Source organism: Xenococcus sp. PCC 7305, assembly GCF_000332055.1.
Classification (GTDB): domain Bacteria; phylum Cyanobacteriota; class Cyanobacteriia; order Cyanobacteriales; family Xenococcaceae; genus Xenococcus.
On the sequence record NZ_ALVZ01000149.1, the window covers coordinates 1 to 14140 of the forward strand.

General features: G+C 40.1%; 12 protein-coding genes and 1 pseudogene. 5 read left to right on the plus strand and 8 right to left on the minus strand.

Translation table 11 applies throughout. The features are described 5' to 3' along the window. Positions 1-290: 290 nt before the first annotated feature. From XEN7305_RS08860 to XEN7305_RS08870, 3 genes are read left to right on the plus strand one after another with little or no spacing between them, the layout of a single operon-like run. The gene (locus tag XEN7305_RS08860; RefSeq protein ID WP_006509059.1) at positions 291-1820 is read left to right on the plus strand and encodes an NAD-dependent succinate-semialdehyde dehydrogenase; all 1530 of its coding nucleotides are present in this window, start codon (positions 291-293) and stop codon (positions 1818-1820) included. 59 nt (positions 1821-1879) lie between these two features. Further along, positions 1880-2662, plus strand: coding sequence for a sulfite exporter TauE/SafE family protein (locus tag XEN7305_RS08865; RefSeq protein WP_006509060.1), 783 nt, complete (start codon positions 1880-1882; stop codon positions 2660-2662). Between the two features lie 56 nt (positions 2663-2718). Continuing rightward, positions 2719-3207, plus strand: coding sequence for a hypothetical protein (locus XEN7305_RS08870; protein WP_006509061.1), 489 nt, complete (start codon positions 2719-2721; stop codon positions 3205-3207). 174 nt (positions 3208-3381) lie between these two features. Here XEN7305_RS08870 and prmA read toward each other — a convergent pair whose 3' ends face one another. The 8 genes and pseudogenes from prmA to XEN7305_RS08910 all read right to left on the minus strand — a co-directional run bounded on the left by prmA (position 3382) and on the right by XEN7305_RS08910 (position 13435). Further along, complete coding sequence (gene prmA, locus XEN7305_RS08875; protein ID WP_006509062.1) at positions 3382-4284, minus strand: 50S ribosomal protein L11 methyltransferase; 903 nt, start codon at positions 4282-4284, stop codon at positions 3382-3384. A 39-nt stretch (positions 4285-4323) separates the two neighbouring features. Next, complete coding sequence (serA, locus tag XEN7305_RS08880) at positions 4324-5910, minus strand: phosphoglycerate dehydrogenase (protein ID WP_040897209.1); 1587 nt, start codon at positions 5908-5910, stop codon at positions 4324-4326. A 121-nt stretch (positions 5911-6031) separates the two neighbouring features. Continuing rightward, positions 6032-9343 (minus strand): tetratricopeptide repeat protein, encoded by a 3312-nt coding sequence (locus XEN7305_RS08885; protein WP_006509064.1) that lies wholly within the window; start codon positions 9341-9343, stop codon positions 6032-6034. A gap of 450 nt (positions 9344-9793) precedes the next feature. Continuing rightward, on the minus strand, positions 9794-10774 hold the full coding sequence (locus tag XEN7305_RS26550; RefSeq protein WP_006509065.1) for a Hint domain-containing protein: 981 nt from the start codon (positions 10772-10774) through the stop codon (positions 9794-9796). Positions 10775-10949: 175 nt separating this feature from the next. Continuing rightward, positions 10950-11957: a tRNA dihydrouridine synthase DusB gene (dusB, locus tag XEN7305_RS08895; RefSeq protein WP_006509066.1), complete on the minus strand. Its 1008-nt coding sequence runs from the start codon at positions 11955-11957 to the stop codon at positions 10950-10952. 4 nt (positions 11958-11961) lie between these two features. After that, positions 11962-12438, minus strand: a pseudogene (gene ribH / locus XEN7305_RS08900) (6,7-dimethyl-8-ribityllumazine synthase); the annotation flags it as partial. 169 nt (positions 12439-12607) lie between these two features. Next, positions 12608-12796 carry a photosystem II reaction center protein PsbZ gene (psbZ, locus tag XEN7305_RS08905; protein WP_006509068.1) on the minus strand — a complete coding sequence of 63 codons (189 nt, stop codon included), beginning with the start codon at positions 12794-12796 and terminating at the stop codon, positions 12608-12610. 177 nt (positions 12797-12973) lie between these two features. Further along, positions 12974-13435 carry a J domain-containing protein gene (locus XEN7305_RS08910; RefSeq protein WP_006509069.1) on the minus strand — a complete coding sequence of 154 codons (462 nt, stop codon included), beginning with the start codon at positions 13433-13435 and terminating at the stop codon, positions 12974-12976. A 196-nt stretch (positions 13436-13631) separates the two neighbouring features. Here XEN7305_RS08910 and XEN7305_RS08915 point away from each other — a divergent pair, with 196 nt between their 5' ends. Together XEN7305_RS08915 and XEN7305_RS08920 are read left to right on the plus strand one after the other, a co-directional pair. Beyond that, positions 13632-13862, plus strand: a complete 231-nt coding sequence (locus XEN7305_RS08915) for a type II toxin-antitoxin system CcdA family antitoxin (RefSeq protein ID WP_040897211.1) — start codon at positions 13632-13634, stop codon at positions 13860-13862. Between the two features lie 36 nt (positions 13863-13898). Then, a complete protein-coding gene (locus XEN7305_RS08920; protein WP_006509071.1) occupies positions 13899-14138 on the plus strand; it encodes a hypothetical protein in 240 nt (79 codons plus the stop codon). Positions 14139-14140: the final 2 nt, after the last annotated feature.

Sequence of the window (14140 nt, forward strand, 5' to 3'; positions counted from 1 at the left end):
GCTTTTATACGCAATTCCATGTCAATGAAAATATTTTATATTTGGTATTTTCGTCATTGTGGGGAAAAAACCAGTAAAATAACTTAGATTTTCCACTAACTTTTCTCTTAAATTCCTTAAGATCACTGGTGATAATTCTACGCAGATAGCAAAATTTGTTTATAGAAGGCCGCGATTAACGTCAAAAAAAGTCAGTAATATCATCAATTGCCCTTGTAAATTTACTTAAGCATTATTAATTAAGTGTTTAGCAGGGAGCAAGCGAAATTATTTTACATGAGGGTAACATAATGAGTAGCACTACTACATGGGTCGGATTAAACCGAAATATCCCCAAAGTTAAGACGATCAGATTAGCCAATGGCCGAGAAAAATCCCATAAAATGTATATTGATGGGCAGTGGGTTAGTGCAGATACAGAAAAAACTTTCAAAGTCCATAATCCAGCTACAGGAGCATTAGTTGCCAAAATTGCTGATGGTGGCGAATTTGAAACCAAGCAAGCTATTAATTCTGCCGATCTAGCTTTTAAAACCTGGGCAGAAATCTCCGCCAAGGAACGGGGTCAGATTCTCAAAAAAGCTCGGCAAATTATGAGTGAAAGAGTAGATGAAATTGCCAGGTTGGTAGTTCTTGAAAATGGCAAGCCTTTTGCCGAAGCTAAGGGTGAGGTTAATTTTGCGTTAGGGTATTTCGATTGGTTTGCTGAGGAGGCACGTCGTGCTTATGGTTCTCTAGTACCATCGCCTTCAACGAATAAAAGATTATGGGTTCAGTCTCAGCCGCTAGGTGTCGTCGCGGCGATTACCCCTTGGAACTTTCCCGCAGCTATGATTGTCCGTAAGATTGCACCAGCGCTGGCTGCTGGCTGTACAGTTGTTCTCAAGCCAGCGGAACAAACTCCCTTAACAGCTCTTGCGATCGCCCAAGTATGTCACGATGCTGGAGTTCCTCCTGGAGTATTGAATGTGGTTGTCGGCTCCAACCCGATTCCAATTTCTGAGGAAATGTTGAATAACCCGAAGGTAAAGAAAATTGGCTTCACTGGCTCTACTGAAGTAGGAAAACTGCTAATGGCTAAAGCTGCTAAATCACTAAAAAGAGTCTCTTTTGAACTAGGGGGCAATGCGCCTTTTATCGTCTTTGACGACGCCGATTTAGAAGCTGCTGTTGATGATGCGATCGCGATTAAATATTTAAGAGTCGGAGGACAATCTTGTATTTGCGCCAATCGGATTTATGTACAGCAGACGATTGCCCAAAAATTTGTTACTGCTTTTGTCGCCAAGACTAAAAAACTAAAAATTGGCTCAGGATTTAAAGCAGGAGTCCATTGTGGCCCTTTGATCAATGAGACAGCTAGGAAAAAAGTCCATCGATTGGTAGAGGATGCGGTAGCAAGAGGGGCAGAAGTTGCTCTCGGAGCCAATTATTTAAGCGAGGGCGATTATGCTCAAGGTTCTTTTTACGCACCGACAGTTCTACTTAAGGTTGAAGATCTTTGGCCAATCTGTCAAGAAGAGGTATTTGGGCCAGTAGCATCTATCATGACTTTTCAGTCTGAAGAGGAAGTGATTAGGCGAGCTAATAATACCAATTATGGTCTTGCCAGTTATTTGTATACTCGCGATTTGGGAAGGGTCGTCCGAGTATCTGAAGCTCTAGAATATGGCTTGATCGGAGTCAATGATGCGGCTGGCTATACCCATGAAATTCCCTTCGGCGGAGTTAAAGAGTCTGGCCTTGGTCGTGAAGGCGGCAAGCAAGGATTAGAGGAATATCTAGAAGTAAAGTCTATCGTCATGAATTTGCCTCATTGAACTTGACCAATAATTTCCATCGCCAATGTCAATAATTTTCTTCATGGAAAAACGAAGTTATGATTCTCGATAATCTTTTATTTATAGCTTTTGGTGGCTTTATCTCTGGTATCCTAGCGGGCTTTCTCGGGATTGGAGGGGGCACAGTCCTAGTCCCGCTTTTAGTAGCTCTCGGTTACTCGCCCATTCAGGCAGTAGCAACCAGTGCTTTAGCCATCACAATTACGGCACTCTCCGGCACCCTTCAGAACTGGCGTATGGGTTACATTAAACCCAAAAGTCTTCTCTATTTAGGAGTACCAGCTCTACTATTTGCTCAAGTTGGGGTCTATTTATCAGAAGGATTGTCAGCCGCTTTTCTCCTATTCGCTTTTGGATTACTACTTGTTGTGAACATTTTCCTAGTTGAATTTCGCAAAAGAGTAATTGCTAAACATCAGCATCAGCAACAGACGTCCAATAATAATCCAGTAATTGCCAGAATCACAACTGGCGGAACAGCAGGGGTTTTGGCAGGGTTGTTTGGAGTTGGAGGGGGAGTAATTATGGTTCCACTACAAATTATTTGGCTAGGAGAACCAATCAAAACTGCAATTCGCACTAGTCTAGGTGTGATTGTCCTGACGGCGATCTCTGCCTGTTTAGGTCACGCTTTGCAGGGAAATGTTCTCTTCACAGAAGGTCTTTTATTGGGTACGGGCGGGCTCATCGGTGCACAAGTGAGTACTCGTTTTCTCCCCAAATTATCCAATAAAGTAATTAGTTTTGCTTTCCGCAATTTATTGACAATTCTCGCTATTTACACTTTTTGGCGATCTTGGCAAATTTATCAGGGCTTTTAGTCAATAAATTGAAGATTTTTCCACCATAAATAAATTAATAACTAAGGAGTCATCTCATGTACAATGTAGCCATTGCAAAACCAGTAATTGATAATAATCAAAACCATGCTGTTGAGTCTAATTCCAAAACAGCTAAGCAAATTTTCCATCTATCTTTATCAGCTCTGAATATTGAAGATACTCGCAACTTCTATGAGTTGAATTTTGCTTGTAATGTCAGGAGAATCACCAAAAGCGGCAAAGGCATTCATATCGATTTCTTTGGCCATCAGTTAACTTTTGTGGAAGTAACTCCAGAAAAACATCAACAAGTATGCGAACAAAATGAACATGGTTCTCCTTTAGTTCATTTTGGGGCAGCTTTACCCTATTATCTATGGTTTAATCTCAAAGAACGCCTAGAAAGAAATAACGTTAGTTTTTGCATTAAGCCCCATCTAAAATTCGAAGGAGAACAGCATGAACATTATGTCATGTTTGTTAAAGATCCCTCTGGCAATGCCATTGAACTCAAAAGTTTTACTCACACAAATGATTGGCTTTAATTAAAGGGATGAGGGATGAGGGATGAGGGATGAGGAATTTTTACCTTCTTGTCCCAAACATCTAAGCTTTTGCCCTCTCTCTTGGTGAGCGTTCCCTTGCGCCTGACGGCGGCGCGGGGTCTCACCGCTGCCCTCTCTGCCCTCTGCCCTCTGCCCTCTGCCCTCTGCCTTCGATTAATATTCCGATCGCCTGACGTTAAAACAACACCAGTCCCGTCGTTTCCAAAGAGCTGCAACTGTCCAACCATTAGCTTCGACAACATCGGCAATATCATCTGCTTGATCAAACAAAATTCCGCTCAGAATCGCCCAACTCTTATCATGGGTAATCTTATTAAACTTGGGAAACAGCTCGATAATAGTCTCCGCCAAGATATTGCAGACAATGCCATCTACAGGTTTCTCCAGACCTAGTAGTTCATCGATACTGCCTTTGGCGATCACCAAAGCTGATTCATCAAGTTGATTAAGTTGTGCATTACTCCCACAAGTCTTAACTGCTAGGGCATCGGTGTCCACTGCATAAACTTTTGACACCCCAAGCAATAAGGCTCCGATCGACAGAATCCCTGAGCCACAACCAATATCGGCGATAACTGGCGGGGTGGATTCTGGATCTTCTTCCCCTAACCTCATTTCCAAGGATTCTAAACATAGCTGGGTGGTGGGATGAGTGCCTGTGCCAAAGGCAGCTCCTGGATCAAGACGCAATAGCAATCTTGAAGGTTCGCTCGGGTCATCTAACCAAGCAGGATAGATTAAAAAGCGATCGCCAATTGACTGCGGTTGCCAATATTTTTTCCAATTACTGCTCCAATCTTCTTCTTCAATTAAATTCCACTGTATTTCAGGGGGCGATGCTTCTAACGTCGCCGCGTCCTGATTCAACCAAACGGATAAAGAAGATAAATCTAACGACTGTACGACAAGCTCGGAAATATAAGCTCGAATCAAATTCAATCCGTCCTTAGTTTCTGTAGCAGTCCCCGAACAACCAAATTTGTCAAGACGCCAATAAACTGACTCCTCCAAAATTGGGTCGCAAAGCACAATAATCTCCCACCAGCGATCAGACATGGATTACTCCCGAGTATGGGTTAGCTAACAACAATATCTCTAAGATAGCTTAACCGTATAGGCATCTCTAACCCCTGCTACCTTAGTAATTTCTTGTAAAATTCCTTCTGGTAATGGATCATCAAGACTCAATACCATTACAGCATCACCACGTACGATTTTACGCCCTACTTGCATACTCGCAATATTCACATTGTAACTTCCGAGTAGTGAGCCAATTTTCCCGATAATACCCGGCATATCTCGGTGCAGAGTAAACAACATATAACCAGTAGGGGGAACATTAATAGGAAATTCATCTAAATTGGTAATCCGCAGTTCATCTTCTCCAAACAGAGCCCCAGTAACAGAATGCTTACCATTAGCGCCTTCTGCTTCAAGATGAAGAGAGCCCCCAGAATAATCTTTGACCGCAGCATCTTTCGTTTCAATTACCCGAATACCCCGTTCCTTGGCTTCAATATTGGCATTAACATAATTAACCCTTTCTCGAAGAGCTTGAGACAAGAGCCCTTTGAGTGCCCCAATCACAATTGGTTGACTATCTTGACTAGCTAATTCTCCCTGTAAACGAATATTTAACAGGTCAATTCTGCCGCCCGCAAGCTGACCAACCATATTGCCTAGAGTTTCAGCCAACGTAAGATAGGGCCGAAGTTTTTCCATCACGTCAGGATTCAGCCCAGGAATATTGACAGCAGATCTCGCGGGGAGCCCTAACAAGACATCTCTAATTTGTTCTGCAACATCCACTGCCACATTAACTTGCGCTTCTGCGGTGGAAGCTCCTAGATGAGGGGTCAAAACCAAGTTAGGCCCTAATTCTGTCAAAGGAGATTCCCCTAAAGGTTCACTGGAAAATACATCCAGAGCTGCCCCTGCGATCTTGCCTTCCTTGAGAGCTTCGGCGAGGGCCGACTCATCAATAATTCCTCCACGAGCACAATTAATAATACGAGCATTGGGCTTCATTTTTGCCAAGGCTGTCGCATTGATTAAATTAGCTGTTTCATTGGTTCTGGGAATATGGAGAGTAATATAATCTGATTCAGAAAACAGTAAATCTAAATCCACAAGACGACAACCCAATCTTTCTGCTCTTTCTGTAGAAACAAAAGGGTCATAGGCTAATAGTTTCATCCCCATAGAGCGGGCTACCGTAGCGACATGAGCACCAATTTTCCCCAAGCCAACTACACCCAAAGTTTTTTTGTATACTTCATTGCCCATGAACTTTTTACGTTCCCATTTGCCGCTCTTGAGAGATTGATTCGCCGCAGGAACTTGACGGGAAAGCGAAAGCATCATTGCTAGAGCATGTTCGGCCGCCGCAATCGTATTTCCTTCGGGGGAGTTCACCACCACAATCCCTTTGCGAGTAGCCGCAGCAACATCTACATTATCTACGCCTACTCCAGCACGACCAATAATTTTTAAGTTTTGGCCAGCTTCAACTACTTCCTGAGTTACTTTTGTGCCAGAACGAATCATAATTGCATCATATTCGGGAATAATCGCAACCAATTCTTCAAGGGATAGTTTTGTTTTAATATCAACATGAGCAACCTGAGAAAGAATGTCAATCCCAGCTTGATCGATTGGATCGGAGACAAGAACCTTTGCCATAGTTATTTCGTTTAGTCTATCTTTTTGTTGTAATCTCACCATGCAGTAGCTTATTGTAAGGGAAACTGTGCTCTTGTCTGGGAATATGCCAAAAAGATTTTCGATTCTGACTTTTATGTGATTAGTTACTATGGATAAGTGGATTCTTAATTTTTCTGTGGTAAGCATTATATTGCCAGTTTTTAGTCGTTTGCTTATACGGCAGATAAATATGCTGATTAATAATCTTTCTTAGTTGAGCTTGCGTTAAAACGAGTAATCGCGGCCAGGTCCTATAATCTTTCTGGGTAAGATAAGGAACTAAACCACCGCAAACTACGGTCGTGATCAGCCCAGGGCCTGTTTTAAACCAAGGACTTTCATTACAGTAATCACTCAAATTATCGACAGCTTGAGCAAAGGCGGTTTGGATCATACTTTGACCTGGAATACAACCCAAAAAATTATTACCGATACAAGCGAAATCTTCCTGAAGGATCACTAGTTCAGGATTCAGATTAACTATATTATCTAATGATTGACGACATAAATCATCCGCATCGACATAAAACCCACCCATTTTATTGAGATATGCCAATCTAAAAAAATCAGCTTGAGTAGCTGGATGATCGCAATTAGCAAATGCTTTCAGGACTTTTTGATCGTAATGTTCTTGGATAAAGGCAACCGCAGTCTTCAAAGAGAAAAGAGTATATTCGTATTCAGGGTTAAGATTGCTCCAGCTTTGACAAATTCTTTGGATTTCTTTTGGTGGTTGAGGTTGATCCCAAAATTGCACAATTTTCCGGGGAATAATTGGGGTATTTGTTGTTGTTTGTGGTAGGACTTGTCTAACTTTTTCAAAAATTCCTTGTAACCTTAGTTCCCTTGCTAGATAAAGAGCTGTTCCCAAATAATTAGGTTCTTGAGCAAGTAGATTTCCTAATGCGAAGATTTTTGCGGCTCCTATTTTTTGTTGGGTTGCCAGGAGTTTTGTCATTAAAGGGGGATTGATCCTCAGCTCATTAGTAACCATTGCCGCATGACCCCTAAGAGGTACCAAAGATTGACCAGGAGGAGTTTTTAAATTGAGTTTTTCTGTGGCGATTTTCAATTCTTGGCGGGCTTCCGTTATTCTGCCCGTTAACATCAAAATAGTCGCTAGTCCATTTCTTTCTGTTGTCGCTAAAGGTACCGATGCGATCGCTTGCCTAAAATGTTGTTCTGCTTTTTGATAGTCGTATTGACAGAAGTAGATGTTCGCTCTAAGCTGTTCTGTTTGTCTAATCCAATTTAAATTGTCAGTAGAAATTTTATCTAGTGTCTCAAGGGCAATCACATAATCCCCCTGTTGCATATGTACTCGGCAAAGCTGCCATAATAGTTCTACATTATTAGGGAATTGCTTAAGTGCTTTTTTGAGAAGTTTATGGCTCAGCCCAAGATTGCCTAAACGTATTTGAAAATCTATTGATCGGATATTAATCGGTAGTGAATAGGGAAGAGCAGCTTGGGCTTTTTGCAGTAATTTAATTGCCGATTCAGTTTCTCCTTGAATAAACATCAAATTGGCCAAATGAGAATATCCCTGATGATTATAGGGATATTTTTGGTATGCCTTTTCATACCATTGGGATGCTAGATCCCAATTTTCTAAGGCTTGATAAATAGAACCTAATTCTATAAAAACATTGAGGTTGGCACCCAATATTTGATAAGTCTCTTCGAGAAGATTAATGCTTGCCGGTATTTGAGCCGACTGGCTGTACACTCTCGCCAGTTTAATGCTGACTTGTAGATGATTTGGGTTAGTTGCTAAGACATTTTGGTAGACTTTTGCTGCCTCAATGAGATTGAGCTTTTTTTCTAAAATCAACCCTTGAAGCATCTGAGAACGTAGATCATCAGGAAATTCTACAAGAATTGTCTCCACAGGGTTTGCGACATTTTCCAAACTTTTCAAGTTGGTTAATGTTTCAATTTTTAAGATTTTAGCTTCTAATTTTTGATCTTTACTCTTAGCTTGTTTTTGAGCCAGGCAAAACCATTCTAATGCCTTTTCTTCTTGGCCTAACTTTCTGGCAAAATGACCAGAGAAAATGGAAATGATATATTCTTCAGGATATTTTTGTTGTAAAACTTTGAGCCTGTTTTCTGCTTCGTGAAAACGCCCCACATCACATGAAACATCGATTTTTGCAAGATGAGGTTCAATTTTTGTCGGCTCAATTGTGATCGCTTTTTGAAAATATTCAAGAGCAAGATTATATTTTTGTTTTTTTCGCTGTAATATACCCATATGAATTAGGGCATAAAAATGATTTTTGTTATATTCTAAAGCTTTAATAAAATGTTGCTCCGCCGCTTCAAAATCTCCCAATTCTCTTAGCTCAACAGCAACATTAAAATTAGCAAGAAATGATTGAGGATTTAAGTCTAAAGCTTTTTGGAATGATGCTAATGCTTTGGGCCGATTATTTTCTTTACGGTAAAGTTCTCCCAGCCTAATAATCGCCCCTCCCTGTTTTGGGTTTATTTCTAGAATCTCCTGAATATTTTTACGACATTCTTCAATTTGACCTTGATAAAATTGTTCGGCAGATAACTCCAACTTGATATTTTGATTATTAGGTGCAAGCTTTATCGCTTCTTGAAAAGTATTTAAGGCTGCTTTGCGATCGCCGAGCTGACGATAAGTGACTCCTGCTTTTAACAATGCAGATATAGAATTAGGAAAATTTTCTAAAAGTTGATTAATTTGATTTTTAGCTTTCTTAAATTGTTTCCTATGACATAAAATATCTAGCCTACTAAGGTAGGGTTCAATTTTTGTCGGCTCAATTGTGATCGCTTTTTGAAAATATTCAAGAGCAAGATTATATCTTTGTTTTTTTCGCTGTAATATACCCATATGAATTAGGGTATGAAAATGATTTGCATTATATTCTAAGGCTTGGATAAAATGCTGCTCCGCCCTTTTTAAAGCTCCTAATTCTCTTAGTTCAACAGCAACATTAAAATTAGCAAGAAATGATTGAGGATTTAAGTCTAAAGCTTTTTGAAATGATGCTAATGCTTTCCGACGCTTATTTTGACTGCGATTAAGTTCTCCCTGTTTAACAAATGCGATTTCATGGTTTGGATTAATTGCAAGAACTTCTTGGATATTCTGACTACATTCTTTAATTTGGCCGTAGTGTAATTGCTCTGCTGCCAATTCTAGTTTTACTTTAGTATTCCTTGGCTCAATTTTTATCGCTTTTTGGAAGGTGTTTAAAGCTAATTGGTGATCGCCAGATTGGCGGTAGATTAATCCTAATGCTATCCACCCAGAGACAAAATTAGGAAAATCCAATAATAATTTGTTGATTTCCGTTATGGATTTAGGAGTATTCCCGAGTTTTTTAATATCTGATAAACGCTCTTGTGGAGTCTTAGATATCAAATTTTGCATAATTTATAGAAGATGAGCATGCTATTTATTCTTTATAATAAGTTAATTACTCATCTAGTCAAGGGAAAAAATTTTTTCTTTGTTTTATAGTTATCATTGTTGTCATAAAATAATTTTTATTATCTTACATTACCTACTACTTGTATCTTAAATATTAGGCTTACTATACTCTACTTTATAAACAAAAAAATCTATATAGCAGGGCTCAAAGCCATTAGATATGTTTTCCTTTTCCTGTTTCTTATTCCCTATTCCCTGTTCGCTATTCCCTATCTTGATGCGCATTCCCTAAAGCTTAGATTTTCTGTACATCACGGGTGGAAGAATTGCTATGTCTAGACTTAGGATAAAGACAAAAAGACTGATAAATAATATCCATCAATCTTTCATCTACAATTACTCACTTTTAGTCTTAGTTATATATAAGTTATAAACTCTAGCTTTTGAGAGTTAAGCTGTGTGTAAAGCTTTTTCCTCATTTAATTGATTAGCAATCTTCATCAATTTTTCGCTGACAAAAAGAGGAACTTTATTCTTACTACTAATGCGGGGATAATCCATAGGCCAAAACATCAAATTACTGCCCTGGGGATATAATTTTTCGTACTCGTCACTATTGTCATAGGTTGAGCGATCCTCCTTGTTCGGGAAAAAGCTCTCTGCCGGAACACCCTCTGCATCCAACAAAGCATGATTTTCCAGTTCTATATGGTAATAGATATACTGATTTGGATGGGTTTTGACAATAGAAATCCCATTTTCGAGGGCCCCAGCATTAATTAATAAACCCTCAATTAATACTGAATGATCTGGGGAAACAAAGAGATCTCGATGAGGTAGATTATTGCCTAAAGCTCCTGCTTTAATTTGAATTGGTAGAGAACGAAGCGGATGAGCTGTGAAACGATGGCGAGTTTGCTTCCCAATCCATTTGATTTCTTCCAATTTTCCATCAAAGGTTTTTACCTTATCTCCAATTTTTAGCTCTTCTATCCGACGATAACCCTGCTCTGTGAGGATATTTGTCCCCTCTAGAAAACATTCATCTTCAACAATTAAAAAAGTTTGCGTTGCACCGAAGTAAGTAATGCCATTGGTGCCAGAAAAGCTATTAGTATCGATATTAAAAGTATAAGCCTCATCGTTTTCTTCTACTTCATCTTGAAGAGGAGTGGCAATTATTAATTCTACCGCATTTTCATTGCCATATCCGCTAAAACTAACGGTTCCAGAAAATCCACTGGGAAAATCTGCATCCGCGAGATTAGCAGTTTCAAAAAACGGGAATGGCGAACCGATAGACCAATTGAAAGAGTGATCTGGGGTAGCTGGATCGCCTGATACTTCTATGAGAGTAAAGGTAGCGGTAAAGGATGTGCCTTCCCCTTCCTGAATAATATTAGGATTTATACTAACCTGAAGAAATGCCATATTTTTAGGACTATTAAGTAATAGTTAATTAGATAATAGGTAATTAAGATTCTTTAATTACTTCTACTACCTTAAAACAACAAAAACATAGCATTTAAGTTTAAATTCAACTATAATCCTCCTATATTACTCAAAACATGTCTGACAAAGCTATTTTAGCGATCTGTTTTGGACTTCAGTAATTAAAAATTGCTCGATCTATTAATTGATAGCCCTGTTCTAAGCTTTCGATACGGGAGAGCTTGTCACGTAATTCTGCAGCTCCAGGAAATCCCTTACAATACCAAGCCATATGTTTGCGGGACTGAATGATTCCCCGTTGGCCTTTATATTCCCATAGACCCTGAAGATGTTCTTTGCCACATTGCAGTCTGGCTTTGATACTAGGAGGCGGCAAAACTTGACCTGTTCTCAGAAAATGATCGATTTCTCCCACTAAAAAAGGATAACCGAGAGTTCCTCGAGAACACATGACCCCATCGGCTCCGGTTTGAGACAAGCATGCGATCGCCGCTTCCACAGAGAAGATATCACCATTAGCAATAACGGGAATTGAGAGAACTTTCTTGACTTTAGCGATCCATTCCCATCTTGCTGTGCCCTGATAGCCTTGAGCGCGCGTACGGGCATGTAAAGTTAGCATACTAGCGCCAGAAGCCTCCATTCTACGGGCAAAATCAAGAATCGTAATCTGGTCATCGTCCCAACCTAAACGAGTTTTTACCGTTACAGGCACCTCTACTGCATCCACCACAGTTTTGACGATCGCCTCAGCAACTTCTGGCTGACGTAGCAAAGAAGAGCCACCACCTTTTTTGGTGATTTTATTTACGGGGCAACCCATATTTATATCAATAGTCAACGCGCCTTCAGCAACTGCTTTTTGAGCTGCTTCAGCCATGAAATCGGGACGACAATCAAACAACTGAATACTAATGGGTTCTTCTCCAGGAGCAATTTCCATCAGTTGAGGCAAAGTTTGGAGGTGATGTATTTCTTTGGCACTAACCATTTCGGTATAGATCATCGATTTGGGCGCATAACGTCTGACTAGTCGGCGAAACACCAAATCAGTCACCCCAGATAAAGGAGACTGCAAAACTCGACTTTCCAAAACTACAGAGCCAATCTGAAGAGGGGTCGCTAATTTACTAGCGAGAGCAGGAGAAAGACGATTCGACATTTTACTTAATTTGTTGCATCAGGCTTGCCATTTCCAAGGCGTCTAGAGCATAGCTCCAGCCAAGATTACTCTTAATTCCTGCCCTTTCTAAGGCTTGTTGCATAGTGTCGGTGGTTAATACTCCAAAAATTACGGGAACCCCGGTTTGGAAACTAGCAGCGGCCACCCCTTTAGCAGCCTCAGAGGAAACATAGTCAAAATGAGGTGTTTGTCCGCGAATTACTGCCCCAAGACAAATTATGGCATTATAGCGATCGCTAATAGCCAATTGACGAGCCATCATCGAAACTTCAAAACTACCAGGTACCCAAACATAATCAACTTGCGTTCCTTGGGGATCAACATCTATGCCATGTCGTTTTAAACAATCCTGACAACCAGAGAGTAATTTCCCCGTTACTAAATCATTGAAACGGCCAATTACGATCGCAAAACGGAATGAAGAGGTATCACCAGCAAAGCTTCCTTCAAATACAGTCATAGGGGATTGGGTTTTTTAGGTTTTAGGTTTTAGGTTTTAGGGGTTAGGTTTTAGGGGTTAGGGGTTAGGGGTTAGGGGTTAGGGGTTAGGTTAAACTTGGCTATTTATCTCCAAGACAACAGGCGATCAGGGACATCCTGATCGCAGTCAGCATAATATCTGGGAAGTTTTAAATAACAAAAAAGTTCAAAACACCTACCACAATAACCAAAGCAGCCCAAATCCCTGAACCAACATACAATAAGTTCTTAGATTGTCCCCAATTTTGAGGGGAGGCATAGGCAACAGGAACCCCAACCACCATTACAAATGAAAATAACACCAAAACAGTCAATAGTAGCTGAAAAAGAATAGTCATTTTGTGATCTCTCCTGATTTAATTAGACTTGAGTAACAGATGGCTAAATAAAATTATTATTTAGTTCAATTTTCCCTGAGTATTACGCTACCAAAAATAGGCTACCTCTGAGAAGAGATAAGTTAGGTAATATTAAGTGATAATTATTGAATTTTTGTAAAGTATAGAATGTTTTGTTCACCCTCGTAAATAAGCCACAGTTAAAACGAGGAGAATACAACCTAAAAAAGTTATCCCCAAAAGGAGTAACATGAAAATTTCACCTGCCGAAAGGGGTCGGTCAATTGGGTCTAGATAGGCCGAGTTAGATTGGGGCTCATCAATGTCAAATTCCCAACCGTGAGGAGCTTGAATCACATTAATTCGAGAGTAGCCAATCTTCATATCATATAGAGATCGTCTCTCAGGATTACTAAGAGTGGCATAGGCTTCATTAATTTGCCGAAATTTTGCTTCAGCAACAGCTAAAGGCTGCTCTGTGGTATCTGGATGGTATTTTTTACTAAGTTTGCGGTAAGTACGCCGAATCTCGATCACAGAAGCCGCGGGATGTAGCCCCAAAATACTATAATAGGTATTAACGAAATGGCTAGCATCAGTTATGTTTTTGGTTGCTCTGGTTGTACGTTGCTGAGTCATCAAAATTAATAACGATAAACTATTAGGTCAAATTGCGATGCCTTTAAAGAAGATAGCTATTTGTTTTAAAATACAATGATTTTCTGGGTTGATCTAGTTAAACAATCTTGAAGTCTTGTCTCAAGGATGTTAATAAATATATTTCTGGCCAGTCCCAACCGTTACAATATTGAATGAAGACTATTTTGACAATTGCATGAATGATAATCTTGTGGAGCAAGGGCGTTCCACCGAAAAAGTAGAAATATCCGTTTCTCTCCCTCCTGAAGTAATAGAAGAGCTCAAGCATCTCACAAACAATCCCAGTAAAACCATTGAAGCTGCTGTCAAGCAATGGCTGAAAGGAGAAAGGGCCGTTGATGGGGATTTAACCCGAACCTTTCGTCGCAATCCTCCCTTGCCGCCACGAGGAGAATGGAATGATTGATTTGGAATATTGTTTTATCTATGCAAGAATCTATTAATGGAATGTGCAATTATTAGCCGAGCAGGGCAAGTGCTAGCTAGGGGCAGATTGATGCTTCAGCAGAGTGACAATGGCAAAACACGTCTCAATTTAGAAACTAGAGGCGGCAAGTTGATTGAGGGGGGATTTGTCGGAGAAGATGGTGATTTAGCTGAAGCTAGCCAGGTTTTGTTCGATAACTGCTTTGCTACTTGGCGCATGACAGGATTGACTTTAACTGTGACCATTAGTTCGTGATC